Below are 24,798 nucleotides of genomic sequence, written 5' to 3'. Positions count from 1 at the left end.
CGCTCAGGCGTCGCGCCGGGCCAGTGCCCACCGGCCCAGCGCCAGCGCGGCGGCGGCCCAGCCGGCGAGCAGCAGCAGCCCCACGGCCGCCGGGTAGGGCTCGGTGTCCCCGGCCAGGAAGTGGTTGCCCGCGACGCCGGGGAACGCGTCGGCGATCCGGGTGAGCACGGTGATGTCCGGCTCCTGCAACGACAGCGGCACGATCATCAGCGCGGCGAACAGCACGGTCAGGGTCAGCACCGCGCCGCGCAGCGCCGCGGCCAGCCCGAGCGCCAGCACGCCCAGCAGCGCCAGGTACGCGGCGCAGGCGAACACGTCCGCCACGGTGCCGCCCAGCGGGGCCCGGCCCCATCCGCCCAGCACCGGCCGGGCCACCACCGCGCCCAGGGCACCGAGCAGCAGCCCCACCCCGAACGTCACCGCGCCGACCACGAGCGCCTTGGCCGCGAGCACCCGGCCCCGGGACGGGGTGCAGCGCAGCGTGGTGCGGATGGTGCCGGTGGCGAACTCGCTGGTGATCGTGAACAGGCCCAGGGCCAGCACGACGTACTGGGTCAGCTCCAGCGAGCCGGCCACCACCTCGCCGACGTCGAGCACCCCCGGGTTCACCGTCGGGTCGTCGTCGGTGTTGGCGTTGACCGCGTAGATGGCGAGCTGGGCGCTGGTGGCCGCCATGGTCAGCGCCGCCGCGAGCAGGGTCCACCAGGTGGAGCGGACCGACCAGAGCTTCGTCCACTCGGCGGCCACCGCGCCGGCGAGCGGGTGGCCGGCCGGGGCCGGTCGGGACGCCGGGCGGGTCGGGTCGAGCGTGGGCAGCGTGGTCATCGGGTTCCGCCTTCGGTCGGGCCGGCGGCGTACTCGACGCTGTCGGCGGTCAGCTCCAGGAACGCCTCCTCCAGGGAGGGCGCGATCGGGGTCAGCTCGTGCAGCCGCACCCCCCGCTCGTACGCGAGGTCGCCGACCCGGCCGGCGGTGCTGCCGACCACGGTCAGCGTGTCCCCGTCGGCGGTGACCGTGGCGCCCTCGGCGGCCAGCCGGTCGCCCAGCGCGGCGAGCGCGGCCGGCTCGGGCCCGCGTACCCGGACCGAGGCGGCGGGTCGCGCGGCGATCAGCTCGGCCAGCGGCGCGTCCGCGACCAGCCGGCCCCGGCCGAGCACCACCACCCGGTCGGCGGTCTGCTGCATCTCGCTCATCAGGTGGCTGGAGATCAGCACGGTGCGTCCCTCGTCGGCGAGGCGCCGGGTGAACCCGCGGATCCACCGCACGCCGTCCGGGTCGAGCCCGTTGACCGGCTCGTCGAGCAGCAGCACCGGCGGGTCGCCGAGCAACGCGCCGGCGATGCCGAGCCGCTGGCCCATGCCCAGCGACAGCGCCCGTCCCGGCTTGCCGGCGGCGCGGTCGTCCAGGCCCACCAGGTCGAGCACCTCGGCCACCCGCCGGGCCGGTACGCCGTTGCTGCGCGCCATCGCCCGCAGGTGCGCCACCCCGGAACGGGCCGGGTGCACGCCGGTGGCGTCGAGCAGCGCGCCGACCTCGTACAGCGGGTGCCGCAGGGTGCGGTAGTCCCGGCCGTTCACCAGCGCCGTCCCGGCGGTGGGCCGGTCCAGGCCGAGCACCATCCGCATGGTGGTGGACTTGCCGGCGCCGTTCGGGCCGAGGAACCCGGTGACCTGGCCGGGGCGGATCTCGACGGTCAGGTCGTCGACGGCGGTCACCCCGCCGAACCGTTTCGTCAACCCACGAAGTGTGATCATGCGGGGACGCTATGCGGCGGCGGCGGAGCGGCGCCGCTGCCGAAGGGCGGGCGCCCACCCTGACTTTTGTAAGGAAGGGCCCCTTCTTAACGCCTCCGGTAGAGGAAGGGCCCCCTCTTAACGCCGCAGGGTCAGGCGCGGAACGCCGCGGGGTCAGGCGCGGAACGCCGCGCGGTCAGGCGCGGCGGACCACGAACGCGTCCGGCATCCGGAAGGTGAGGTTGTCCGGGCACCACGGTGGACGGACCACTGTCACGCCGTCGAGCAGCGGCGTGGCCTCGGCGACCACCACGGCGGCCTCCATCCGGGCGAGTTGCGCGCCGACGCAGCGGTGCGGGCCGGCGCCGAAGGCCAGGTGCCGGCGGGAACCGGGCTGTCCCGGGCGGAACTCGCCCGGCGCGGCGACCACGGCCGGGTCCCGGCCGGCGCGGGCCAGCCAGGCCACCACGCTGGTGCCCGCCGCCACCGGCGTCTCGCCCAGCGAGGTGTCGACGGCGGCCACCCGCCGCCAGGTGACGATCGGCGGCTCCAGCCGCAGCCCCTCCTCGACCACGTCGTCCACGCCGATCTCGCCGGCGCGCAGCCCGGCCCGTACCGCCGGTTCGCCGGCGAGCCGGTGCAGCAGCAGGGTGAGGAACTGCGAGGTGGTCTCCTGGCCGGCGACGAGCAGGAAGAACAGCGCGCCGACCACCACGTCGGGGGAGTGCCCGGCGGTACGCAGCCGCGCGGCGAGCCCGCCTCCGGTGGCGGCGAACCCGCGCAGCACGGTGTGGAACCGGCCCACCTCGGCGGCCAGCGCGAGCTGCCGGGAGGCGTCCAGCGGCGCCCAGAACAGCTCCAGCGCGGCCCGGGCGAAGTCCTTGACCGCGCCGACCGGCGCGTCCGGCAGCTCGACCAGCCGGGCCAGCACCAGCAGCGGCAGGTCGGCGGCGAGGTCGGCGTACAGGTCGACCGGCCGGCCGGCGTCGAGCGCGGCCGTCAGCCCGGCCACCCGCTCGCGGACCAGCGCGGTCAGCCACTGACGTTGGGCGGCCACCCGGTGCGGGTGCAGCGCGTCGGCGACGATGCCCCGGATCTCCGGATGGCTGGCGCCGCCGTTGTTCGCCAGCGTCGGCGGCAACCGGAACCGGTGCCCGGCGAGCACCCGCAGCGCGGCCACCGGGATCGGGGTCACCGCGTCGAGCGCGTTGTCCGGCCGGAACGTCACCGGGTCGGCGAGCACCCGGCGCACCAGCGCGTGCCGGGTCACCACCAGGTGCGGCACGCCGACGTGGTCGACCACCGTGGCCAGGTCCGGCCACGGTCCGTCGACGGACCTCCCCCAGCCCCGGAACAGCACGCGCCGACGCTACCGGCGCGCTCCCGGCGGGTTCGGGTCCAGCTCCCAGACGGTGGTGCGCTTCACCCGCACGCTCTCCAGCGCCTCCGACACCGGCACGTCGTACGCGGCCAGTTCGTGGAAACGCTCGCGGGGCAGGACCGCCCGGCCCGGGTCGCCCACCAGCACCCGCGCTCCGGCCCGGGCGGCCCGGAGCAGGAAGCGCAGCATCCGACGGGCCATCGCCTCGCTGTAGAAGACGTCCCCGGCCAGCACCACCTCGGCGTCGCCGGCGTCGGAGTCGAGGATGTCGCCGAGTTCGGCGTCGACGCGTACCCCGTTGGCCTCGGCGTTGAGCGCGACCGCCGCGACGGCCCGCTCGTCCACCTCGACCGCCCGGACGGCGGCCGCGCCGGCCCGGGCGGCGGCGATGGCGACCAGGCCGGAGCCGGAGGCCAGGTCGAGGACCCGGCGGCCGGCGACCAGCTCGGGGTGGTCGGTCACATAGCGGGCCAGGCCCTGGCCGCCGGCCCAGGCGAAGGCCCAGAACGGCGGCGGCTGGGCGCTGCGGAACTCGCCCTCGGTCAGCTCCCAGAGGCCGATCGGCTCGTCGGCCTGGTGCAACCGCACCTCGGGGACGAAGGCGACCGGGGCCAGGCGGGCGTGCAGCCGGACGAACGCGGCGGACAGTTCGGACACCGACCGATTGTGTCCCACCGCGGTCGACGCGCCGATCCCGGGCGTGTCGCCGGTCGGCGGTGACCGGTTCACCACCCTCGGTGAAAGGGACCCCCGATGTTGCCGACCGGTGCGAACACGCCCGTCTACCGGCCGGCCGGGGCCGCTCCTAGCGTTGCGGGTGGATACGACCGAGGTGAGGGAGGCGTGGTGAGCGGGTGGCGGCACGCGCTGCGGATCGGGCTGGTGCTGACCTGTCTGGCGGGAGCCGGCTACGGCGGGGCGGCGCCGGCACGGGCGGCGGCCGCGTTCTCCACGGAGTTGAGCGGCCTGCCCGACGAGTTCACCGCCGGCGACCGGGTGGAGACGCTCTCCGCGGTGGTGTCCCGGTCCGACCGGGGCGCCCGCTCGGAGTGCGTCAAGGTGCGCTGGTCGATGCTGCTGCGGGTGGACGGCCTGCGGCTGGACCAGGTGAAGGTGGACCGGGTCGAGGAGACCGGCTCGTTCCCGCTGGAGATCCGCGCCGACGGTGACACCGCCCGGCTGACCGACCGGGAGCTGGACCCGGGGGTGCTCTGTCCGGGGCGCACGGTGACCGCCCGCTACCGGGTGGCCTTCGCCGAGGACGTCGGGCGCGGCCGGGTCAGCTTCGCCGCGGAGGCGTACGACCCGCAGTCGCGGCTGCTGGCCCGGCGGACCGCCTCGCGCCAGGTGGTGGGCGAGGCGGCCGAGCCGACGCCGGAGCCGACCCCGACGAGCGCCGAGCCGACCGACCCGCCCAGCGAGGAACCGGCCACCGAGGACCCGGTGACGGAGGAGCCGACCGACGCGGCGGTGGTCGAGCCGCCACCGCCGGGCGCGGCCGGCCGTCCGGTCGCCGCCACCGGAGGGTTCGGCGTGGTGCAGGCCGCCTTCCTGCTCGGTGGCCTGCTGCTCTTCCTCGGGGCCGGACTCCTGCTGCGGATGCGCCGCCTGCTGCGTACCGCCGACGGGGTGGAGGAGGACCTGCCGCCGTCGTTCGAGCGGCGGCGGACCCGGCGACGCTGGCGCTGACCGGCCTCAGCCGGACGCCGCCGCCCCGGCGTACGCGGGCGCGCCGACGGTCGCCGCCGGCCGCAGCGACAGCACCGTGCCCAGCCCTTCGACCTCCTGCCGCTCGACGGCGAACTCCGCGGCCAGCGACCGACCGAGGTACGCCAGGGTGTCCGCGTCGGTGGCGCACATCTGCGGCGCGCTCGCGTCGGTGGCGACCAGGTGCACCTCGCCGGCCAGCAGCAGCGACGAGTTGACGAACTGGCACAGCTCCGGCCAGAGCAGGTAGCGCCAGAAGTCCACGCTGACCACCGCGTCGAGGCTGCCCGGCGCGAGCGGCGGCGCGAGGCCGATCAGGTGGAAGTTGGTCGGGCCGACCGGCGCGGCGTAGTCGAAGGTCACCGCGGACGCGCTCAGTCCGGCGTCGGCGGACCCGGTGCCCACCCAGAGCACCCGGGGGCCGGGGAGCCGGTCGGCGAGCCGGGCCACGGCGGGTCCGATCGCGCAGGTCGACCGTTCGACGCAGGCGCGCACCAGCGAGCGGAAGAGCAGGATCCGCTTGACCGCCTCGGGGCCGACGATGACGCTGAGGAACTCCCACTCCAGGCACGGGTAGAGCGCGGTGATCGAGCGCGTGTTCGCCATCATCTCGGCCCAGTTGCGACCCATGTTGCGGTGGTGCGGCAGGTGGACGACGCGGGCGTCGTCGTCGTACCCGAAGCTCGCCCCGGCCCGGTCCACCCGGTAGAACAGCTCGATGTCCTCCATGCCGTAGCTCAGCGCGAACTCCTCGCGGAAGCCGCCGACCCGGTCGAACAGCTCCCGGCTCAGCGAGATGTTGTGGGTGTACGCGACGGTCCAGCCCACCTCCAGCCAGTCCCGCCGCTGGTCCGGCACGCCGTCGGGAGGGAACCGCATGTCGCCGCCGTGCGGGGAGAGGCGGGGGATCGCGGCCGGGTCGTCGCGCAACACGGCGGGCAGGTGCGCCAGCCCGATGTCGTCCCGGCGTCCGATCAGCACCTCCGGGTGGCCCGGCTCCCGGTGGTGGGTCAGGTGCCGTTCCAGCAGGTCGGGCAGGGACCAGGAGTCGGCGTCGAGGAAGACGAGCAGCGGCGCGGCGGCGTGCCGGACGCCCTCGTTGCGCACGCCCGCGCGGCCGCGTCGCTCGGCGAGTTCCACCAGCCGCAGGCGCAGGCCCGCGCCGGCGGCCAGCGCCTCCGGGTAGCCGTCGGGGGATCCGCCGTCGCGCACCACGACGACCTCGAAGCGGTCCGGCGGAAGGGTCTGGCGGGCCAGCGCCCGCAGGGTCAGCTCCAGGCAGTGCGGGTCCTGGAAGGTCGGCATCACCACGCTCAGCTCGGGGGTGCCGGTGGTCTGCAGCGACATGCGTTCGGTCTCCGTTCGTCGGACCGCGGCGGGCGTGCGCCGCCGGGCCACGGGCGCGGCGGGTACGTTGCGGGCCGCCGGCGCGGGCGTGCGGGAAGGGCCGGCCGTGGGGTGGGGCCGGGAGCGCTCTCCGGGATGGTCCGACGATAACCGTACGCATAGTTAACCGTCACTGAAGGTAGGGGTCGCTAGGGGTGATCCGCTTTACAAAAAACTCGCCCTTGTAAAAATGCGTGACGGCTGCCACAGTCGGTTCAGGAGTCGACCGATCGGAGTCCGTTGATGCGCACCGACACCGTTCCGTGGCGGGACACCCGCAAACCGCTCTGGCCGCTCGCCCTGCTCGTCCCGGTGCTGCCGTTCGTGGCCTGGTCGGTCTGGCGCGCCACGGACGCGGGGTGGGCCTGGTGGCTAACCCCCGCCGTGGTCTTCGGCCTCATCCCCGTGATCGACCTGCTGATCGGCGACGACCGGGAGAACCCGCCGGACGAGGCGGTGCCGGCGTTGCAGGCGGACGGCTACTACCGCTGGCTCACCTACCTCTACCTGCCCGCCCAGTACGCCGCCCTGGTGCTGTGCTGCGCCGTGTGGGCCGCCGGCGGGCTCTCCTGGTGGGCGGCCGCCGGACTCGTCGCCACCGTCGGGGTGGTGGACGGCATCGCCATCAACACCGCGCACGAGCTGGGCCACAAGCGGGAGCGGGCGGAACGCTGGCTGTCCAAGATCGCCCTGGCGCCGACCGGGTACGGGCACTTCTACGTCGAGCACAACCGCGGCCACCACACCCGGGTCGCCACCCCCGAGGACCCGGCCAGCTCACGGCTGGGCGAGACGTTCTGGAGGTTCTGGCCGCGGACGGTCTGGGGCAGCCTGCGCTCGGCCTGGCGGCTGGAGACCGGGCGGTTTCGCCTGCGCGGCCGCAACCCGTGGACGTGGCGCAACGACGTGCTCAACGCCTGGGCCATGACCGTGCTGCTCTACGCCGCGCTGGCGGTGGCGTTCGGCCCCGGCGTGCTGGTGTTCCTCGTCCTCCAGGCGGTGGTCGGCTTCTCCCTGCTGGAGGTGGTCAACTACCTGGAGCACTACGGGCTGGCCCGACAGCGCACCGCCGCGGGTCGCTACGAGAAGGTGGATCCCCGGCACAGCTGGAACAGCGACCGGACGGTCACCAACGTCTTCCTCTTCCAGCTCCAGCGGCACAGCGACCACCACGCCAACCCGCTGCGCCGCTACCAGACGCTGCGCAGCTTCGACGCCTCGCCGCAGCTGCCCGCCGGCTACGCCACCATGGTGGTCGCCGCGCTGGTGCCCCCGGTCTGGCGTCGGATCATGGACCACCGCGTGCTGGCCCACTACGACGGCGACCTCTCCGCCGCCAACGTCCACCCGCCGGCCCGCGCCCGTCTCTCCCGGTCCCCGGCCCGCCCCGCGTTCCCCGAACCCCCCGCGCCCGCCCCGCGCTCCCAGGGGTGACCGGGGAGTTCGCGTCCGCGTTCCGGTGCGACGCGGACGCGGACTCGGGGTCGGGGCGGTTCAATCGAGCTGGCTGGGTTCCAGGCCCAGCTCGCGGGCGGCGACCAGGCGGATCCACTCGGCGATCTGCCGGCGGGTGATCACCCGCTCGTGCACCGCGAGCTGCACCGCCAGGCCGTCCATCACCGCGCTGATCCGCCAGGCGGCGCCGGCCGGGTCGGGGCAGTCGAAGGTGCCGTCGGCGACCCCGTCGCTGATCACCGACGCCAGGTCCTGCCGCCACCGCAGGTCCAGCCGGCGGGAGAGCTTCTCCAGCTCCGGCGTCCGCAGCGACTCGGACCAGCCGTCGATCCACATGGACCAGGAGGTGGAGCGGCCGGTCGGCGCGTAGAGCCGGAGCATCCGCCGCAGCTTCGCCAACGGCGGGGCGGAGGAGCGAAGCACCGCGTCCAGCCGGGCCAGGTCCTGCTCCACCGCGTACGCGAAGGCCTGCGCGAGCAGCCGGTCCTTCGTCGCGAAGTGGTAGAACACCAGCGCCTGGCTCACCCCGGCGGCCTCGGCCACGTCGGCGGTGCGGGTGTTGGCGAGCCCTCGTTCCGCGATCACCTCGCAGGCCGTGCGCAGCAGCGCGTCCAGGCGGATCTCGGCGGCACGTCTCGTCACGCGGTTACCGTAACCCATCCGAATGACCACGAGGAGTTACCGGAGCGGCCGGTCGGCGGTGGGACAGTCGGATGCCGGACACTCCACCCGCCGGTCTGGATCCGCAGGTGGACGCGCTTCCCGGCCGACTCGGCGGCGGCTTGCCCAGGCTCCTAGGAAGCCCTACGGGAGGTTCGACGTCACCGCCCCGGACGCGCCGGGAGGGGACCCGATTTGGCAACCGTTCCCGGGCTCGGCTAAAGTTCTCATCCGTCACCGGAAAACAACCGGGGGCGTGCGGACGTAGCGCAGCTGGTAGCGCATCACCTTGCCAAGGTGAGGGTCGCGGGTTCGAATCCCGTCGTCCGCTCGGAGATGCCGCCACGCATGTCGGGGGCAACCTCGGTGGAGTGGCCGAGAGGCGAGGCAACGGCCTGCAAAGCCGTGTACACGGGTTCAAATCCCGTCTCCACCTCGGCAGTTGACGAGGGCGATTGGCGCAGTGGGAGCGCGCTTCCTTGACACGGAAGAGGTCACTGGTTCAAACCCAGTATCGCCCACCATCGGAAAGGCCGTGTCGAACACTCGACACGGCCTTTCTCGTTCCCTCGGTCAGGCCGACGCGCCCAGCAACGCCTCCGCCACCGGGGTCCGACTGCTCAGCAGCGACCGGCCCTGGCGCCGGGTCACCACCAGGCCGGCGGCCCGCAGCGCGGTGAGGTGCTGCGACACCCCGGCCGGGGAGAGCCCGGTCCGTCGGGCCAGCTCCGTCGTCGACCGGGGCGCGTCCAGCGCCGCCAGCAGCCGCGCCCGGCCCCGGCCCAGCACCGCGCCCAGCGCGTCCGGCGCGCGCACCGGGGTCTCCCACAGCGTGCCGACACCGCGCGCCGGATAGGCCAGCTGGGAGACGTCCCCGGCCGCGATGCTCAGCACCGACGGCCAGACGAACACCGAGGGCACCAGGACCAGACCACCCCCCTCGGGTACGTCCGGCGCCGGGCAGTGCCGCTGGCTGACCAGCAGCGCGTCGCCCTCCCAGCGGACCAACTCGTGCAGGTCGTTGAGAAGGCCGGCGGTGCCGTCCTCGGCCATCCGGCGGGCCCGGTGGAAGACCTCCGCGTCGAGCACCGCCCGGATCCGGGGCCAGTCGTCGGCGACGGCCAGCCGCCAGTAGGCGTCGATCTCGGCGGCCAGCCGGGCCAGCCCGGCGACCGGATCGGCGTACAGGGCGGCCACCACCGCCGGGCGGGGACCGGGCAGCAGGTCCAGGTGGGCGCGGACCACCTCGGGGCGGGTGGCGCGCAGCGTGGCCAGTTCCTCGGCCAGGTCCGGGTCCAGGCCGGCCGGCGGCGGGGTGAGAAAGTCCGGCAGGTAGCCCGGGGCCGCCGGCACCAGACGCCACAGCAGGCCGGCCTCCGGGTCGAGCAGCCCCGCGTCGGCCAACCGCGGCCGGACCCGGGCGGCCCAGGGCAGGTGGATCGCGTGCCGGCCGGGATCGCGGAGCACCCGGACGCCGGCCATCACCTCCCACAGGCCGGACAGCGCGAACCGGACCCGCGCCACGGCGCCCGCCGACAGGCCGATCGCGACCACACCGCCCCCTTCGTTTCAGCCAGGACTGAAACAATACGGCGACCGGCCGACCCCCACCGAGACTGACCGGGTGAACGAACAGCACATCCGAGCCCGACAGTTCCGCGGCCTGCACGTGCCCGGCGAGCCGCTGGTCCTGGTCAACTCCTGGGACGCGGCGAGCGCCCGGATCGTGGCCGACGCCGGCGCCCGCGCGGTCGCCACCACCAGCGCCGGCGTGGCGTGGAGTCGCGGCGCGCCCGACGGCGACGCGCTCGCCCGGGAGACCGCCGTCGACGTGATCCGCCGGGTCGCCGCCGCGGTACGCCTGCCCGTCACCGCCGACATCGAGTCCGGCTACGGCGCCCGCCCCGACGACGTCGCCGAGACCGTCACCGCGGTGCTCGCGGCCGGCGCCGTCGGCGTCAACGTCGAGGACGCCCGACACGACGGCGGTGGGCCGCTGCGCCCGGTCGACGAGCAGTGCGCCCGGCTCGCCGCGGTCCGCGCCGCGGCCGACCGCGCCGGCGTTCCGCTGTACCTGAACGCGCGGGTGGACACCTTCCTCCGGGGCGTCGGCGGGGTGCCGGAGACCGTGGCGCGGGCCGACGCCTACCTGGCCGCCGGCGCGGACGGTGTCTTCGTGCCGGGGACGGTCGACCCGCAGACCGTGGCGGCGCTGGTGGCGGCGATCCCCGCGCCCCTGAACGTGCTGGCCGGGCCGGGCGCGCCGCCGGTGGCGGAGTTGGCGCGTCTCGGGGTGGCCCGGGTCAGCCTCGGCTCGGCGGTGGCCGAGGCGGCGTACGCGGTGGCCCGGCGCGCGGCCGTGGAGGCCCTCGGCGACGGCACGTACGGGGCGCTGGCCGACGCGCTCGACTACGGGACGATCAACGAGCTGATGCGGGACTGATCCCGGCACGCGGACGGGGGCGCCATCTGGCGCCCCCGTCCGGGCCGGTCCGGGGACCGATCAGCTCCGTCGGCCCCCGGCTCGCCTCACATCGGCGGGGCGACGTCCCGGCGCTCCTCGACCCGGCGGTACTCGACCGGCTGCTCGGTGGTGGTGACCACCTGGCGGCGCCGGCCCCAGACCAGCGTGGTCATGATGAGGCCGAGCACGCCGGCCGCCATCAGGATCCAACCGACGACGTCGAGGTCGACCCCGCCGACGTTGGCGTTGAGCGCGAAGGTGAGGATCGCGCCGACCGCGATCAGGAAGATGCTCGTACCGATACCCATGACAGCCTCCTTCGGGGGGATGGTTGTGCTGTCGCATCGCCCAGTACCCCGGGGTCGAGCAGCGCAATCACCGTGGCCGGGGGGCTGCCGCAGGGCGATCTTGGCATCGGGTAGAGTTTCCCCCGTCGCCGGCGCAGCCGGTGACGACGCGGACGTAGCGCAGCTGGTAGCGCATCACCTTGCCAAGGTGAGGGTCGCGGGTTCGAATCCCGTCGTCCGCTCGCGAACCGCCCGGGCGATTGGCGCAGTGGGAGCGCGCTTCCTTGACACGGAAGAGGTCACTGGTTCAAACCCAGTATCGCCCACTCGTTCTCCCCGACCGCCGCTCGACCGGCGGACATCTCCCACCGGCCGGACAAGACCGGCCACATCGGTCAGCCCAACCCACCGAGGACCCGGTACGGGTCCACCGTGCGGATTATGGAGCGCTCGACCGCCGCGTGTCAGGGTGAGGCCCGATACGCAGGGAGGCGGTCACATGGGGACGATCGGGCAGGGACGATGGCGGCGCACGGCCGCCCGGCTGGGCGTGGCGGTGGTCGTCGCGGCGGCCGGGGTGACGGTGGGGGCCGCGCCGGCGCAGGCCACCGCGACCCGCACCGTGGCGTTCTGGAGCATGGACGAGCCGGCGTCGTCGACCGTGCTGAGGGACAGCAGCGGCAACGGCCGGCACGGCGCGGTGGGCGGCGAGGTGGTCACCGGCGCGCTCTACGCCGGCGCCACCGCCCACCGGTTCGCCACCCACCTGCCGCCCGACCAGGAGTACGTGCCGGAGCACGTGGACCTGGTGCCGCACAGCACCGACTTCAACCCCGACGCCGGGGACTTCTCGGTGACCATCCGCTACCGCACCACCCACTCCTTCGGCAACATCCTCCAGAAGGGACAGGGCAACGCGGTCGGCGGCTACTGGAAGTTCGAGGCGCCCAGCGGCAAGCCGAGGTGCCTGTTCCGGGGCGGTGACGGCGCCTCGCGCGCCGGCTACACCGGAGTGTCGATCGCCGACGGCCAGTGGCACACGGTGACCTGCAACCGCACGTCCACGTACGTGGAGATGTACGTCGACGGTGTCCGGACCAGCCGGCTGACCGGGCCGACCGGCACCATCGCCAACACGTGGCAGGTCTCCGTCGGTGGCAAGAGCCAGTGCGACGGTACGAAGGTCACCTGCGACTACTTCGCCGGCGACATCGACTACATCAAGATCCTGAAGGGTTCCGGCGGTCCGGCCAACCAGGCGCCGGTGGCCGACCTGGCGCCGTCCTGCTCCGGGCTGGTGTGCACGTTCTCCGGCGCGGGCTCCACCGACGCAGACGGCGCGATCCAGGACCACCGCTGGGACTTCGGCGACGGCGGGACCGCCGACACCGTCTCCGTGCCGACCACCTCCCACACGTACGCGACGGCCGGCACCTACCCGGTCACGCTCACGGTCACCGACGACCGGGGCGCCACCGGCACGGCGACCGTCGATGTCACCGTCGCGCCGGTCGCCGAGCGGATCTCCTTCGTCGGCCAGGCCACCGCGAACACCAACTGGACCAGCCACACGGTGACCGTCCCGGCGTCCGTGCAGCCGGGTGACACGCTGCTGCTCCTGCTCAGCCAGAACACCCACACCGGCACCGGCGAGCCGACCGGCGTGACCGGCTGGACCCGTCTGGACCGGCTCGACGGCGGTTTCGCCACCACGACCGCCTGGTCGAAGACCGCGGTCGCCGGGGACGCGGGGACACCGGTCAAGGTGACCCTCGACGGCCAGGCGAAGGGCAACCTGGTGGTGGCCGCCTACCGGGGCGTCCGGCCGGGCGCGCCGGTCTTCGCCCGGGCCACCGACCCGGCCAGCAGCGCCAGCCGGATCACCCCGTACGCGCCGGTGACCGTCGCGCAGAGCTGGGCCGTGTCGTACTGGCTGCACGGTGACGGCACCTCCACCAGCCTCACCCCGCCGGCCGGCGTCGCGGTCCGCAGCAACAGCTCGCAGAGCGGCGGGGGCCGGGTGACCGGGCTGCTCGCCGACTCGGGCAGCAGCGTGCCGGTGGGCAGCTACGGCGGTCTGACCGCCACGGCCGCCGCCGCCAGCACGACCACCACCACGTGGACGTTCGTCCTGCCGCCGGCCTGACCCCTTTCCGGTACGCGTGAAGGCCGGCACCCCCGTTCGGGGTGCCGGCCTTTCGCGTTGGTCTTACTTGGTCCAGTGCTGGTTCACGATGTCGGTGGCCTGCTTCTCCCACTGCGCGTAGGCGTCGGGGTAGGCGGAGACCTGGACGGTCTGGGCGGCGTCGGTCAGGGGCATCTTCTCCCAGCCGTCGACCTGCTTCAGGCCCTTGAGGAACGCCAGGGTGGAGTACTCGGGGTCGGTGATCTGCTCCGGCGTGCCCCAACCGGAGGAGGGGCGCTGCTGGAACAGGCCCAGCGAGTCGTGGTCGTTGCGGTCGCCGAGGTGGCCGAGGTTTTCCAGCTTCGACTCCTGCAGGGCGGTGGCGATCGAGATGACCGCGGCCCGCTCGGGCAGGCCGGCCTTCTTCGTCGCGGCGATGATCGCCTTCGCGTTGGCCAGCTGCTCGTCGTTCAGGGTGATGCGCGACTGCTCACCCTGCACGGTGGCGACCGCGACGGGCTTGGCGGCGGCGTGGGCGGGGGTGTCGGTGTGGGCGGCGACCGGACCGGCGAACACGCCACCGGTGAAGGCCAGACCAGCGATACCGAGGATGCTCTTGCGCAGGATCGTGTTCATGAGGGGCTCCATTCGGGGGTCAACACACCCGGGGGGGTGTGGGCACCGTCAGGCGCGCGAAAAGTCTTGAAGGGGGATCCGGCACGCTCGTGAGGGCTGGGGGCCAGCTCACGGGGCCGGGGATGTCCGGCTGGCTCGCGGGGCGGGGGGCCTGCACGCGGCGCCGGGATGATGTGTAACGACCGGCGGCCTGCCGTCATTCCGCCGGGGACGGGGGTGGCGGCTCAGGGGTTCGCTGCCTGCTCGGTCGTTCACCCGTCTACAACGCCGCCGACCCGCCGCCAATTCCGCGCCCGGGGTGCCGCCCACCACCGCTGAACCGGACAAGCCACCCCAGTCCACGCACCCGGGCGGGTGGAGACCGCGCGCATCCCGACCCCGCAGACACCCATGACGTTCCACCCACCGGCCGCCAACCCCGCGAGTGGAACACCATGGGTGCCTCCCGGCCGCGGAGACACCCACCACGTTCCACCCAGCGCCCGCCAACCCCGTCAGTGGAACGCCATGGGTGCCTCCCGACCTGGCAGACACCCCTCACCTACCACCGGCGCCGGGACATCTCCGGAACACGGACGCACTGCCTGTGCGCTCCCTTCCCTCCCCACCGCTCGCCCGCTCGCCCGCTCGCCCGCTCGCCTGCCCGCTCGCCGAGATCTTGGAAGAAAACGGCCCCCAGAGGGACCCCGAACTTCCAAGATCTCCCACAGAAACGGACAGCCGCACACAAAATCTGCGCCCGCAGGCACGGATGGACCGCCAGGTCGGGGAGGTGGCGGGTCGGGCGGGGCCTTGATGTCGCCACCTCCCCGCGATGAAGTCGATCAACCCAACACCGGGCCCGGAAAGGGGCGTCGTCAGGAGACGGCAGGTCCCGGTGCCGCAGGTCCCCGGGATGCACGCCGCCCGGACAGGGAAGGTCACCGCCCGGTGGGCGTGGGTGGTGGGCGTGATCTCGTGTTCTGCCGTTGGCAGACGCGACTGTCCGGAACGGGGGACCGGCGGGCAGGCTGGGACGCATGCGACTGCTGATGCTGGGTGGTACGGGATTCGTCGGTGGAGCGGTGGTGGCCGAGGCGGTGCGCCGGGGCTGGTCGGTGACCGTGTTCAACCGGGGGATCCACGGGGACGTGCCGGCCGGCGTGCACCGGTTGCGGGGTGACCGCACCGCGCCGGACGGTCTGGCCGCGCTCGCCGGCGGCGAGTGGGACCTGGTGGTGGACACCTGGGACGGCGCGCCCCGGGCGGTCGGGGACGCGGCGCGGGCCCTGGTCGGGGCGGTGCCGCACTACGTCTACGTCTCCAGCGGCTCGGTGTACGCGCCGCCGGTCGGACTCGGCACCGGTGAGGAGGCGCCGACCGTCGCGGCCGAGCCGGACGCGGACGACGGTGACTACCCGCGGAACAAGGCCGGCGGGGAGCGGGCCGCGGTGCGGGTGTTCGGGGACCGGGCGCTGTTGGTGCGGGCCGGCCTGATCCTCGGGCCGGGGGAGGACATCGGGCGGCTGCCGTGGTGGCTGCACCGGGTGGCGCGGGGCGGCGACGTGCTGGCGCCGGGGCCGCGGGACCTCCCGGTGCAGTACGTCGACGTCCGCGACCTGGCGGTGTGGATGCTGGATCGGGGGGTCGAGGGCGTCGGCGGGGCGTACAACGTGGTCGGTCGCACCGGGCACGCGACGATGGGTGAGCTGCTCGACGCGGCGGTGGCGGTGACCGGGTCGGGGGCGACGTTGCGCTGGACGCAGCCGGAGCCGATCCTCGCGGCGGGCGTGGAGCCGTGGAACGACCTGCCGATCTGGGTGCCGCGCGGGCACGAGTACCGCTGGTTGCAGGAGCGCGACGTCGAGCGGTCGTACGCGGCGGGTCTGGTCTGCCGGCCGGTCACCGAGACCGTCGCCGACACCTGGCGGTGGCTGCGCGAGGTCGGCCGGGTCCCGGCTCGGGCGGGCCGGCCGGCGCGCGCACCGGTGGGTCTGGCACCCGAGCGGGAGGCGGCACTGCTGGCCACCCCGGCGGCCTGACGCACGCCTGCCGGTCACCTGGGTCGAGGGGCCGGGTGCGGCGGGGCCGGGTCCCGGCGGCCCCGCCGCTTCCCCGCACGCCGCCGTCGCACCCGGCGGCGCGCCCCGGGGTCCGTGTCATCGGATCCGGCCGGTCTGCGGCGCGGCCCGTGACACGGCCGCTAGGGGTGGGTGCCGATCTGGCTGGCCTCGGCCTCCCAGATGCCGTACTCCCGTTCGGCCGGGGGCAGGCCGTAGAAGCAGACGCTGTCCACCTGCCCGGACGTCTCGTTCGCCACGGACGAGCCGAAGTTGACGTAGCGGTAGCCGCGGTCGGACTTCGCCCCGTCGATGCCGGCCTCGGTGATCTTCATGCTGATGCCCGGGTTCCAGCCCCGGACGTAGTCGATCATCTTGTACGGGTTGCGTTCGCCGCCGCCGTCCGCGCCCCGGGTCAGATAGCTGGAGCTGTAGCAGTGCACGGTGGCCACGTCCGGGCGGTACGGGCCGGTGAGCAGCGCGCCCAGCCCGTCGCCGGTGTCCCGGACGAACGCGTCGAACCAGCGTCCGGAACTGCCGAAGGTGAACCCGGAGCCGTCGCCGTTCCAGCGCCCGGCCGGCATGTTGATCGCCCAGAGCAGGTTGCCCCGGTCCTGGGCCGGCTTGTTGTCGCGGATGGTCGCCAGCCGGTTCCACCGGGCCAGCCACGGGTTGTCCGGCTGGTGCCAGTCCGGCTCGTTGCCGATCTCCCAGACGAAGAGCGTGTCCGGGTGCGCGTCCACGTAGGGCAGCAGCAGGTCCAGCTGGCGGCGCGCCAGGCCCGGGTCGGGATCCTCCGAGGACTGGATGATCATTTCGGTGAGGCCGGTGCCCCGCAGCGCGTCGAGCTGCCCGTCGCTGAACTGGCGGCGGTTCGGGTCGCCCCAGAACATCGAGATCCGGGCGGTCTGGGGGCGCATCCGGCGCAGCAGGTCCACCTTGCGGGCGAAGTCGATGTTGTTGGTCGCGCTGCCCGGCGAGACCACCGCGCCCCACTTCATGTAGTAGGCGGCGGACGCCGGCGTGGCGGCGCCGAGCACGCCGCCGGCGCTCAGCGCGGCGGCGGACGCCCCGACGCCGCCGAGGAACCGACGACGGGACATCCCGGTCGCGTCGGCCGGTGCTGTGGTGGTGCGGTCGGTCATCGGGAGCCTCCCCTGGTCCGATGCGGTTCGGCCCTCACCGTGCCGTCCGCCGGCCGCCGGGTCCTCTCACCCCGCTCTCACCGCGCTCGCGCTCCGCTCCGCCTCGCCGTCCCCGGTTCGGGCCCCGGCCTCACCGAGCAGCCGCAGCGCCCGCTCGCGTTCCTGGTCCTCGCCGTGCTCGCAGCACAGGGCCAGGCAGCCGTGCAGCGCCGACCGGGCCGCCGGAAGCCGGCCCAGGGCGAGGTGGGCCGCCCCGAGGCGGCGCAGCGCGATCAGCTCGCCGATGCCGTCGCCGACCTCCCGGCTGCCGGCGACCGCCTCGGTCAGCTCGGTCACCGCGCGGTCGTACTCGCCGGTGCGCAGGTGCAGGTCGCCGAGGTGGCCCAGGGAGATGGCCGCGCCCCGCCGGTAGCCCAGCTCCCGGCAGAGCGCCAGCGCGCGGCGCAGCAGGCGGGCCGCGTCCGCGTCCGCGCCGTCGCGACCCAGGACCAGGGCCAGGCTGGTGGAGGTGTACGCCTCACCGAACCGGTCGTCGAGCCGGCGGAACAGCGCCAGCGCGGCACGGAAGGCGCTCTCGGCCGCGCCGGCGCGCCCGGCGACCCGGTGCGCGGCGCCGAGTCCGAACAGGACCTGCGCCTGCCCGGTCAGGTCGCCCAGCTCGACGGTGACCGTCTCGGCCCGGCCCAGCGCGGTCATCGCCGCCGCGTCGTCGTGACGCAGCCGGTGCGCGGTGCCGGCGGCGCGGAGCGCCAACGCCTGCCCGGCCCGTTCGTTGAGCCGTTCGAAGCCGGTCAGCGCCGCGTCGAGGCAGTCCAGCGCGTCGTCCAGCCGGTCGAGGTTGAGATGTCGCTCGCCGCGGGCGCGGAGCAGCCAGGCCCGTCCGGTCTCGTTGCCGGCGGCCTCGCACGCGTCGAGGGCCAGGCGGGTGGTGACGTCCCAGTCGTCCAGGTGCTCCCGCAGTTCGTGGAAGCGGCCGAGGGTGTTCGCCAGGTTCCAGGCGGCCTCGTCGAGCCCGGCGGACGCGGCCCGGCGGACCGCGCCGGTGAGGTGGCCGCGCGCCGCCTCGAACCAGGCCACCGGGTCGGCGAGCAACACCTCCAGGTCGGCCGGCGTCCATCCGGACCAGCGCGGGGCGGTGCCGGCCGCGCCGCGCCGGAAACCGCCAGGGGTACGCCGGTACGCCTCGTCGGTCAGCGTGAGCCAGCCGCCGACCAGCCGGCCCAGCGCCGCCCGGCGGGCCTCGGCCGGCTCCTCCACGGCGCCGAGTTCCCCGGCGTACGCCCGGACCAGGTCGTGCAGCCGGTAGCCGGTCGGGTCGACGTCGACCACCCGCGCCTCGACCAGCCGTTCGGTGAGTTCCTCGGCGGCGGCCGGCGGCAGGTCGAGCAGGGCGGCGGCGGCCCACGGTGGCACCCGGGGCAGGTTGACCGCGCCGAGCAGGCGCAGCAGCCGGCGTTCCTCGGCGGTCAGCTCCTGGTAGCTGGTGGCCAGGCTGGACCGGACGGCCAGGTCGCCGGTGCGCAGCACGTCCAGCCGGGCGCGTTCGTCGGCGAGCTGGTCGGCGAGCCGCCGTACCGGCCAGTGCGGGCGGGCGGCGAGCCGGGCGGCGGCGATGCGGATGGCCAGCGGCAGGTGGCCGCAGCGTTCGGCGACGCGCAGGCAGTCGGCGTGCTCGCCGGCCACCCGGGCCGGGCCGAGGGCGTGCCGGAGCAGGTCCACGGCCTGTTCGGGGGTGAAGATGCCCAGGTCGACGTGGACGGCGCCGGGCAGGGCGGTGAGCCGGCGCCGTGCGGTGATCAGCACCGCGCAGGCGGGTTCGGCGGGCAGCAGGTGGCGGACCTGGTTCTCGCCGGCCGCGTTGTCCAGCACCACCAGCAGTCGTCGCCCGGCGGTGCGGGCGCGGAACAGCGCGGCCCGGTCGTCCGTGCCGGCGGGCACGGCGCGGGGTTCCTCGCCGAGGGCCTGGAGGAACCGGCCGAGCACCGCGCCCGGGTCGAGAGGCTCGCCGCCGCCCCGCAGGTCGACGAAGAGCTGCCCGTCGGGGAAGGCCGCCCGGGCCCGGTGTCCCACGTGGACGGCGAGGGTGGTCTTGCCGCCGCCGGCGACGCCGGACACGGCGACGACCCGCGGCGCGGTGCCCGGCTCGGCGGTCAGCCGGGCCACCAGGCCGGCGGCCACCTCGCCCCGGTCGACGAAGTCGGGGGCGTCCATCGGCAGCTGGGCGGCGGGGGGTGGGGGCGGGCGGGCGTCGTCGAGCAGCGGGTCCCCGTCGAGGATGCGCCCGTGCAGCGCCCGCAACGACGGGCCGGGTTCCAGGCCCAGGGCGGCGACACCGGCGGCGCGACCCTGCCGGTAGACCTCCAGCGCCTCGGCCCGCCGACCGGCCAGGTGCAGCGCCCGCATCAGTCGTTCCCGCAGCTCCTCCCGGAGTGGTTCGTCGCGCACCATGCGGTACAGCCGGGGGATCAGCTCGACGTGCCGGCCGAGGCCGAACTCGACGTCGATCCGGTCCCGCTCGACGGCGAGTCGCTGCTCGGTCAGCTCGGCCACGGCGGCGTGGAAGCCCGCGACCCCCGGGTGGGCGGGCAGTCGCACGTCGGCCAGCACCGGCCCGCGCCAGGCGTCGAGCGCGTCGCCGTAGCGGCGGGACGCCTCGGCCGGTTGCCCGGCGGCGGCCAGCGCGGCGGCCTCGGCGGCGGTGGCGGTGAACACGGTGGCGTCGAGGTCGGCGGGGGCGACGGTGAGGCGGTAGCCGCCGGGTCGGGTGTCGATGGCGTCGCCGAGCGCGCCGCGTAACCGCCAGATCAGCGTCTGCACCTGGCCGACGGCGGTCTCCGGCGGGTCGTCGCCCCAGAGCGCGGCGAGCAGCACGTCCAACGAGGCGACGCGGCCGGCGTGCACCAGCAGGACGGCCAGGACCGCCCGCTGTCGGGGGCTGCGCAGCGGGACCGGCTGCCCGGCCCGGGTCACCTCGAGCGGGCCCAGGATCCGATAACTGACCATGCCGGCGTCACCGTACCACCGGATCGACCGCTGTCGCTGCGGTCGGGTGGCGCGGGTCAGGCCGGCACGACCGGCAGGTCGAGCACCTCCTCGACCGGGCGGCGCGGGGTGGCGCGGCCCGGCTGGCCGTACCCGACCCGCATCACCATCTGCGGGGTGCCGAAGCGGCCCAGGGACAGCCGCAGCGCCTCCCGCGCCGCCGGGACCTCGATCGGCTGGGAGAGCATCGAGGCGCTGAGCCCGGCGTCGGTGGCGGTGAGCAGCACCCGTTGCAACGCCTGCCCGGCGACGACCTGGTCGGTGGCGGTGTTGCCGGCGGTGCCGAGCACGGCGACCAGCGGCTCCGGCTCGAAGTCCCGCCCCGGGGCGCGGTTGCGGCCGCCGAATCCGCGTTGCGGCAGCAGGTCCTGCGGCTCGCTCTGCGGCCCGCCGGCCACGGCGGGCACCCCGTCGGGCGAGGGCTCCGAGCGGATCCACTCCACCCGCTCGGCGACGTACGCCGGGTCGCGTTCCAGCACCCGGTGCGCGCTGCGGGCCACCTCGGCGAGCGCGTTGACCGCGCTGGTGCCGATGACCAGTTCCAGCCAGCACTGCTCGGCCCGGGCCGCCTCGCCGAGGCGCCAGCGGGCCTCGGCCGGCACCGGGTCGGGCCAGAACGGGGCCCGGTTGCTGAACCGGCGGCCGATCGCCGCGTACAGGCTCTGCTCGGTCGGGGTGGGCCGGCGCGGCACGTCGGGCACCAGCCGGGCCACCACGTCCGGGTCGGCCGGGTACGGGCGCAGCCGGACCGTGGCCGGGGTGCCCGCCACGGCGAGCGCCAGCCGCAGGTTGAACAGGGCCGCCCCGCAGGCGATCCGCGCGCCCCAGCCGCTGGGGTCGGTGGCCGGCAGCCCGCGCAGCGGGTCGACCGCGACCTCGATGCCGCCGTCGTGCAGCCGGAACCGCCACGGCTGGGTGTTGTGCAGCGACGGCGCGCGTACCGCGTCGGCGACCGCGGCCCGCAGCTGCGGGACGGTGTATCCGGTCGTCATGGTCGTGCTCCCTCCGTGCGGTGCCCGGCCGGCCGGTCGGTCCACCCCCACGGTGCGTCACCGGCGTGCGCCGTGAGCAGGGCCGGAGGTCCCCACCTGGGGAGGTCCGACCGGCCCGGCGACGCGGGACGGTCGGGACCTTCGACCCGTGCGCCGCTGCGGGGGAGCCGGTAGAAAGGACGGATGATCCGGGTGTTCCTGCTCGACGACCACGAGGTCGTCCGTCGTGGCCTTGCCGACCTGCTGCAGAGCAGCGGCGACATCGAGGTGGTCGGCGAGTCCGGCCTCGCCCAGGAGGCGGCGCGGCGCATCCCCGCGCTCCGCCCCGACGTGGCGATCCTCGACGCCCGGCTGCCCGACGGCAACGGCATCGACGTCTGCCGGGACGTGCGGGCCGTCGACTCGTCGATCAAGGGGCTGATCCTCACCTCGTACGAGGACGACGAGGCGCTGTTCGCGGCGATCATGGCCGGTGCCGCCGGCTACGTGCTCAAGCAGATCCGCGGCACCGACCTGGTGGACGCCGTCCGCCGGGTGGCGGCCGGGCAGTCCCTGCTCGACCCGGCGATCACCACCCGGGTGCTGGAGCGCATCCGCAGCGGCGTGGAGCAGCCCCGGGAGCTGAAGTCGCTCACCGAGCAGGAGCGGCGGATCCTGGAGTACGTGGCGGAGGGGCTCACCAACCGGGAGATCGCCGGCAAGATGTTCCTGGCCGAGAAGACGGTGAAGAACTACGTCTCCAGCGTGCTGGCGAAGCTGGGTCTGGAGCGGCGCACCCAGGCGGCGGTGCTGGCCACCCGGCTGCTCGGCAAGACCCACTGACCCCCGGTCAGTCCAGCGGGACGCGCCAGCGCAGCTCGGTGCCGTGCGGCTCCACCCGGCGCAGCGTGAACTCCCCGCCCAGCCGCTCGGCCCGCTCCCGCAGGTTGACCAGGCCGCTGCGGGCCGCCTCCGGGTCGCAGCCGACCCCGTCGTCGGTGACCGTGACGTCGACCCGGCCGGCGTCCACCGCCACCCGCACCGCCACCCGGTCGGCGTGCGCGTGGCGTACGGCGTTGGACAGCGCCTCGCGCAGCACGGCGGTGAGTTCGGGGCGCAGCTCGTCCGGGACGGCGCTGTCGATCGGGCCGACCAGCTCCAGCTCGGGTCGCCACCCCAGCGACTCGGCGGCCACCTCGATCGCCTCGCGGATCTCGGTGCGCAGCGCCGCGCTCATCGGGGTCCGCAGCTCGAAGATGGTGCGGCGGATGTCGCGGATGGTGGCGTCCAGGTCGTCGACCGCCTGGTTGATCCGCTTGGCCGCCTCGGGGCGGGCGTTCATCGCCCCGCTCTGCAGTTGCAGGCCGGTGGCGAACAGCCGCTGGATGACCACGTCGTGCAGGTCACGGGCGATCCGCTCGCGGTCCTCCAGGACCACCAGCAGTTCCCGTTCCTCCTGCCCGCGGGCCCGTTCCATGGCCAGCGCGGCCTGCCCGGCGAAGCTGGCCAGCAGGGCGAGGTCGTCGTCGGCGGCCGGGCCGTGGTCGGGCCGGTGGGCGATCACCAGCACGCCGTGCAGCGTGTCGGCGGCGGCCAGCGGGGACACCACCGCCGGGCCGGCGATCACCGGTCGGGGCCAGGGCGCCGCGGCGGCCAGGTCGTCGACCTGCTCGTGCCGGCCCTCGGTGACCGCCCCGGCGAAGCTGGTCTCGTCGGCCGGCAGCACCGTGCCGACCAGTTCCCGGGCGACCGGGTCGGTGCCGTCGACCACCTCGACGGTGAACTGCGCCTCGTCCTCGTCGTAGAGCAGCACCAGGGCCAGCTCGGCCTCGGCGACCTCGCGGGCCCGCCGGGCGACCAGCGTCAGCGCGTCGGTGCGGCGCACCTCGCCGAGCAGCACCGAGGTGATCTCGGCGGCGGCGGCGAGCCAGCGTTCGCGGCGGTGCGCCAGCGCGTAGAGGCGGGCGTTCTCGATCGCCACGCCGGCCGCGGCGGCGAGCGCGACCACGATCTCCTCGTCGTCGTCGGTGAACTCGGCGGCGCCCTGCTTCTCGGCCAGGTAGAGGTTGCCCCAGACGTGGTCGCGGATGCGCACCGGGACGCCGAGGAAGCTGTGCATCGGCGGGTGGTGCGGGGGGAAGCCGTACGAGTTCGGGTGCTGGGTGATGTCCGGCATGCGCACCGGCTTCGGGTGGTCGATGAGCAGGCCCAGCACGCCCCGGCCGTGCGGCAGCTCGCCGATCTTCGCGTGCAGCTCGGGGCTGATCCCGTGGACGATGAAGTCGTGCAGCATCCGGTCGGGGCCGATCACCCCGAGCGCGCCGTAGCGGGCGCCGGCCAGGTCGCACGCGGACTGCACGATCCGTTGCAGGGTGCTGCGCAGGTCGAGGTCGGAGCCGATGCCGACCACCGCGTCGAGCAGCGCACGCAGGCGTTCCCGGCTGGTCATCACCTCGCCGACGCGGTCGAGCATCTCCTGGAGCAGCTCGTCGAGGCGGACCCGGGACAGCGGAGTCAGCCCGAGCGACGGCGTGACGTGCTCGTGCCGGGGGTTCGGTGCGGCGGTCACCGGGCGATGCTATCGCCCGGTGACGTACGCCGACGAGCCCGTCAGGACAGCTGGTCGCGTACCGCCGAGGTGTCGACGGTCTGCGCGGCCTCCAGGCGCGGGGTGTGCGGCGGGCCGGCGTGCGTCGGGTCGGCCACGCCGAGCCGCATGCTCAGGTAGGGGAAGCCGAGCCCGGCCAGCATCTGCCGGAGCACCTCGCGGGTGCCGTCGACCTCCACCACGCCGGACAGCGGCACCAGGGACACCCCGTGGCGGGTGGCGGCCAGCCAGGCGGCGGAGAGCGCCTCGCCGGCGCGCAACCAGCTCAGCGGCTCGTCCTCGGCGCCCCAGAGGATGGCGTAGACGGCGGCCTTGTCGTGGCCGGGGCCGATCGGCAGCGATCCGGGGTGGCCGAAGTCGCGGCCCGGCACGGTGGTCTGCGCCGGCTGGTCGGGCAGCACCTCCGGCGGCAGCCCGGTGCCGGTGCCGGCCCGGTTGACCCAGTAGGCCAGTTCCTCGCGCAGCTCCGGGCTGTCCGCCTCGACGGTGGCGGCCTGCTGGGCGGCGCCGGCCAGCTCGATCTTCTGCATGTCGTCGAGGAGTTGCAGGTTGACGCCCTCGGCGGTGGCGGCCCGGTCGATGTCGCCGAGCGCGGCGGTGGGGATCTGCTCGTCGCTGACCGGCCGCCGGTCGGTGTGCCGCACCCGCATGCACTGCACGAGGTGCATGGCGTCGGGGTCGGCGCCGGTGTGCCGCAGCCCGGTGATCCGGGCCAGCAGGTCGGGCTGGTTCGGGTCGGGCAGCCGCTCCACCACCGGGGTCCAGCCCTCGGCGGCCAGCGCCGTCCGGGCGTGGTGCAGCGCCGCGCCGCAGCTGACCACCAGCAGGCGGCCCTCCGGGTCCATGGCGCTGAGGTGCCGTTCCCGGACCACCCGCAACTCCAGCGCGTCGGGCAGGACCGTCCAGTGCCACGGCTGCGTGTTGTGCACCGAGGGGGCGTGGCCGGCCATTCCGGCGGCCTCCGCGAGCGCGGTGGTCAGCGGGCGATCGGTAGCCGGCGTCTCGTGGCTCATCGTCACGACCTTTCCTGTCTCTCCCCATCGTGCCTGACACCCGGGACGCCCGGGTGGGGTTGCCCGCTCCATCCTCGGTCATGCCCGGTCGGCCCGCACGGGGCCCTTCGACCTGTCGGATCGCCCGGTTCGCCCTACCTGGCCCG

General features: G+C 74.9%; 20 protein-coding genes and 5 tRNA genes. 11 read left to right on the top strand and 14 right to left on the bottom strand.

Going from position 1 to position 24,798, the window contains the following annotated elements; translation table 11 throughout:
* Positions 1-3: 3 nt before the first annotated feature.
* From GA0070622_RS24725 to GA0070622_RS24710, 4 genes are all read right to left on the bottom strand, one after another.
* The gene (locus GA0070622_RS24725) at positions 4-825 is read right to left on the bottom strand and encodes an ABC transporter permease (protein WP_091579235.1); all 822 of its coding nucleotides are present in this window, start codon (positions 823-825) and stop codon (positions 4-6) included.
* Positions 822-1,754, bottom strand: coding sequence for an ABC transporter ATP-binding protein (locus GA0070622_RS24720; protein WP_091579232.1), 933 nt, complete (start codon positions 1,752-1,754; stop codon positions 822-824). The genes GA0070622_RS24725 and GA0070622_RS24720 overlap by 4 nt, the downstream gene beginning before the upstream one ends.
* 175 nt (positions 1,755-1,929) lie before the next feature.
* Positions 1,930-3,093 carry a cytochrome P450 gene (locus GA0070622_RS24715; protein WP_091579228.1) on the bottom strand — a complete coding sequence of 388 codons (1,164 nt, stop codon included), beginning with the start codon at positions 3,091-3,093 and terminating at the stop codon, positions 1,930-1,932.
* 9 nt (positions 3,094-3,102) lie between these two features.
* Positions 3,103-3,771 (bottom strand): class I SAM-dependent methyltransferase, encoded by a 669-nt coding sequence (locus tag GA0070622_RS24710; RefSeq protein WP_091583921.1) that lies wholly within the window; start codon positions 3,769-3,771, stop codon positions 3,103-3,105.
* A gap of 189 nt (positions 3,772-3,960) precedes the next feature.
* On the opposite strand from GA0070622_RS24710, the gene GA0070622_RS24705 reads away from it, so the two are divergent.
* Positions 3,961-4,803 (top strand): hypothetical protein, encoded by an 843-nt coding sequence (locus tag GA0070622_RS24705; protein ID WP_091583917.1) that lies wholly within the window; start codon positions 3,961-3,963, stop codon positions 4,801-4,803.
* A 6-nt stretch (positions 4,804-4,809) separates the two neighbouring features.
* Here the strand turns inward: GA0070622_RS24705 and GA0070622_RS24700 are convergent, their stop codons facing one another.
* The gene (locus GA0070622_RS24700) at positions 4,810-6,168 is read right to left on the bottom strand and encodes a glycosyltransferase family 2 protein (protein WP_091579225.1); all 1,359 of its coding nucleotides are present in this window, start codon (positions 6,166-6,168) and stop codon (positions 4,810-4,812) included.
* Between the two features lie 282 nt (positions 6,169-6,450).
* Here GA0070622_RS24700 and GA0070622_RS24695 point away from each other — a divergent pair, with 282 nt between their 5' ends.
* Positions 6,451-7,641, top strand: a complete 1,191-nt coding sequence (locus GA0070622_RS24695; protein WP_091579221.1) for an alkane 1-monooxygenase — start codon at positions 6,451-6,453, stop codon at positions 7,639-7,641.
* Positions 7,642-7,701: 60 nt separating this feature from the next.
* On the opposite strand, the gene GA0070622_RS24690 is transcribed toward GA0070622_RS24695, so the two are convergent.
* Positions 7,702-8,304, bottom strand: a complete 603-nt coding sequence (locus tag GA0070622_RS24690; protein ID WP_091583912.1) for a TetR/AcrR family transcriptional regulator — start codon at positions 8,302-8,304, stop codon at positions 7,702-7,704.
* A gap of 276 nt (positions 8,305-8,580) precedes the next feature.
* Here GA0070622_RS24690 and GA0070622_RS24685 point away from each other — a divergent pair.
* From GA0070622_RS24685 to GA0070622_RS24675, 3 genes are all read left to right on the top strand, one after another.
* A tRNA-Gly gene (locus tag GA0070622_RS24685) sits at positions 8,581-8,653 on the top strand.
* Positions 8,654-8,687: 34 nt separating this feature from the next.
* Positions 8,688-8,758, top strand: a tRNA-Cys gene (locus tag GA0070622_RS24680).
* A gap of 13 nt (positions 8,759-8,771) precedes the next feature.
* Positions 8,772-8,846 (top strand) — tRNA-Val (locus tag GA0070622_RS24675).
* A 49-nt stretch (positions 8,847-8,895) separates the two neighbouring features.
* Here GA0070622_RS24675 and GA0070622_RS24670 read toward each other — a convergent pair.
* Complete coding sequence (locus GA0070622_RS24670; RefSeq protein WP_216642360.1) at positions 8,896-9,876, bottom strand: ArsR/SmtB family transcription factor; 981 nt, start codon at positions 9,874-9,876, stop codon at positions 8,896-8,898.
* 70 nt (positions 9,877-9,946) lie between these two features.
* On the opposite strand from GA0070622_RS24670, the gene GA0070622_RS24665 reads away from it, so the two are divergent.
* Positions 9,947-10,765 carry an isocitrate lyase/PEP mutase family protein gene (locus tag GA0070622_RS24665; protein WP_091579217.1) on the top strand — a complete coding sequence of 273 codons (819 nt, stop codon included), beginning with the start codon at positions 9,947-9,949 and terminating at the stop codon, positions 10,763-10,765.
* An 86-nt stretch (positions 10,766-10,851) separates the two neighbouring features.
* Here the strand turns inward: GA0070622_RS24665 and GA0070622_RS24660 are convergent, their stop codons facing one another.
* Positions 10,852-11,094, bottom strand: coding sequence for a DUF6458 family protein (locus tag GA0070622_RS24660; protein ID WP_091579214.1), 243 nt, complete (start codon positions 11,092-11,094; stop codon positions 10,852-10,854).
* 148 nt (positions 11,095-11,242) lie between these two features.
* On the opposite strand from GA0070622_RS24660, the gene GA0070622_RS24655 reads away from it, so the two are divergent.
* The 3 genes from GA0070622_RS24655 (at position 11,243) to GA0070622_RS24645 (ending at position 13,219) form a co-directional block, all read left to right on the top strand.
* Positions 11,243-11,315 (top strand) — tRNA-Gly (locus GA0070622_RS24655).
* Between the two features lie 12 nt (positions 11,316-11,327).
* Positions 11,328-11,399, top strand: a tRNA-Val gene (locus tag GA0070622_RS24650).
* Between the two features lie 173 nt (positions 11,400-11,572).
* Positions 11,573-13,219: a PKD domain-containing protein gene (locus tag GA0070622_RS24645; protein ID WP_091579210.1), complete on the top strand. Its 1,647-nt coding sequence runs from the start codon at positions 11,573-11,575 to the stop codon at positions 13,217-13,219.
* Positions 13,220-13,282: 63 nt separating this feature from the next.
* On the opposite strand, the gene GA0070622_RS24640 is transcribed toward GA0070622_RS24645, so the two are convergent.
* A complete protein-coding gene (locus tag GA0070622_RS24640; protein WP_091583904.1) occupies positions 13,283-13,834 on the bottom strand; it encodes a hypothetical protein in 552 nt (183 codons plus the stop codon).
* A gap of 1,019 nt (positions 13,835-14,853) precedes the next feature.
* Between GA0070622_RS24640 and GA0070622_RS24635 the strand changes: the two genes are divergently transcribed.
* The gene (locus tag GA0070622_RS24635) at positions 14,854-15,855 is read left to right on the top strand and encodes an NAD-dependent epimerase/dehydratase family protein (protein ID WP_091579205.1); all 1,002 of its coding nucleotides are present in this window, start codon (positions 14,854-14,856) and stop codon (positions 15,853-15,855) included.
* A 161-nt stretch (positions 15,856-16,016) separates the two neighbouring features.
* Here the strand turns inward: GA0070622_RS24635 and GA0070622_RS24630 are convergent, their stop codons facing one another.
* From GA0070622_RS24630 to GA0070622_RS24620, 3 genes are all read right to left on the bottom strand, one after another.
* Entirely contained in the window at positions 16,017-17,018 is a 1,002-nt protein-coding gene (locus tag GA0070622_RS24630) for a hypothetical protein (protein ID WP_091579201.1), read from the bottom strand.
* 66 nt (positions 17,019-17,084) lie between these two features.
* Positions 17,085-20,021, bottom strand: coding sequence for an AfsR/SARP family transcriptional regulator (locus GA0070622_RS24625; protein ID WP_091579197.1), 2,937 nt, complete (start codon positions 20,019-20,021; stop codon positions 17,085-17,087).
* A gap of 56 nt (positions 20,022-20,077) precedes the next feature.
* Complete coding sequence (locus GA0070622_RS24620; protein ID WP_091579194.1) at positions 20,078-21,052, bottom strand: Acg family FMN-binding oxidoreductase; 975 nt, start codon at positions 21,050-21,052, stop codon at positions 20,078-20,080.
* Positions 21,053-21,235: 183 nt separating this feature from the next.
* Between GA0070622_RS24620 and GA0070622_RS24615 the strand changes: the two genes are divergently transcribed.
* The gene (locus GA0070622_RS24615) at positions 21,236-21,874 is read left to right on the top strand and encodes a response regulator (protein ID WP_091096280.1); all 639 of its coding nucleotides are present in this window, start codon (positions 21,236-21,238) and stop codon (positions 21,872-21,874) included.
* Positions 21,875-21,881: 7 nt separating this feature from the next.
* On the opposite strand, the gene GA0070622_RS24610 is transcribed toward GA0070622_RS24615, so the two are convergent.
* Both GA0070622_RS24610 and GA0070622_RS24605 read right to left on the bottom strand, forming a co-directional pair.
* Positions 21,882-23,549 (bottom strand): sensor histidine kinase, encoded by a 1,668-nt coding sequence (locus GA0070622_RS24610; protein ID WP_176710607.1) that lies wholly within the window; start codon positions 23,547-23,549, stop codon positions 21,882-21,884.
* A 92-nt stretch (positions 23,550-23,641) separates the two neighbouring features.
* Positions 23,642-24,652 (bottom strand): Acg family FMN-binding oxidoreductase, encoded by a 1,011-nt coding sequence (locus tag GA0070622_RS24605; RefSeq protein ID WP_091579185.1) that lies wholly within the window; start codon positions 24,650-24,652, stop codon positions 23,642-23,644.
* Between the last annotated feature and the right edge of the window lie 146 nt (positions 24,653-24,798).

Source organism: Micromonospora sediminicola (assembly GCF_900089585.1).
Lineage (GTDB): Bacteria > Actinomycetota > Actinomycetes > Mycobacteriales > Micromonosporaceae > Micromonospora > Micromonospora sediminicola.
This window is presented reverse-complemented; position numbering and strand designations above follow the sequence as displayed.

Excerpts from the sequence above, each read along its gene's own strand:
- GA0070622_RS24725 (WP_091579235.1), bottom strand. The coding sequence starts at position 825 with ATGACCACGCTGCCCACGCTCGACCCGACCCGCCCGGCGTCCCGACCG.
- GA0070622_RS24720 (WP_091579232.1), bottom strand. The coding sequence starts at position 1,754 with ATGATCACACTTCGTGGGTTGACGAAACGGTTCGGCGGGGTGACCGCC.
- GA0070622_RS24700 (WP_091579225.1), bottom strand. The coding sequence starts at position 6,168 with ATGTCGCTGCAGACCACCGGCACCCCCGAGCTGAGCGTGGTGATGCCG.
- GA0070622_RS24695 (WP_091579221.1), top strand. The coding sequence starts at position 6,451 with ATGCGCACCGACACCGTTCCGTGGCGGGACACCCGCAAACCGCTCTGG.
- GA0070622_RS24660 (WP_091579214.1), bottom strand. The coding sequence starts at position 11,094 with ATGGGTATCGGTACGAGCATCTTCCTGATCGCGGTCGGCGCGATCCTC.
- GA0070622_RS24645 (WP_091579210.1), top strand. The coding sequence starts at position 11,573 with ATGGGGACGATCGGGCAGGGACGATGGCGGCGCACGGCCGCCCGGCTG.
- GA0070622_RS24640 (WP_091583904.1), bottom strand. The coding sequence starts at position 13,834 with ATGAACACGATCCTGCGCAAGAGCATCCTCGGTATCGCTGGTCTGGCC.
- GA0070622_RS24635 (WP_091579205.1), top strand. The coding sequence starts at position 14,854 with ATGCGACTGCTGATGCTGGGTGGTACGGGATTCGTCGGTGGAGCGGTG.
- GA0070622_RS24630 (WP_091579201.1), bottom strand. The coding sequence starts at position 17,018 with ATGACCGACCGCACCACCACAGCACCGGCCGACGCGACCGGGATGTCC.
- GA0070622_RS24625 (WP_091579197.1), bottom strand. The coding sequence starts at position 20,021 with ATGGTCAGTTATCGGATCCTGGGCCCGCTCGAGGTGACCCGGGCCGGG.
- GA0070622_RS24620 (WP_091579194.1), bottom strand. The coding sequence starts at position 21,052 with ATGACGACCGGATACACCGTCCCGCAGCTGCGGGCCGCGGTCGCCGAC.
- GA0070622_RS24615 (WP_091096280.1), top strand. The coding sequence starts at position 21,236 with ATGATCCGGGTGTTCCTGCTCGACGACCACGAGGTCGTCCGTCGTGGC.
- GA0070622_RS24605 (WP_091579185.1), bottom strand. The coding sequence starts at position 24,652 with ATGAGCCACGAGACGCCGGCTACCGATCGCCCGCTGACCACCGCGCTC.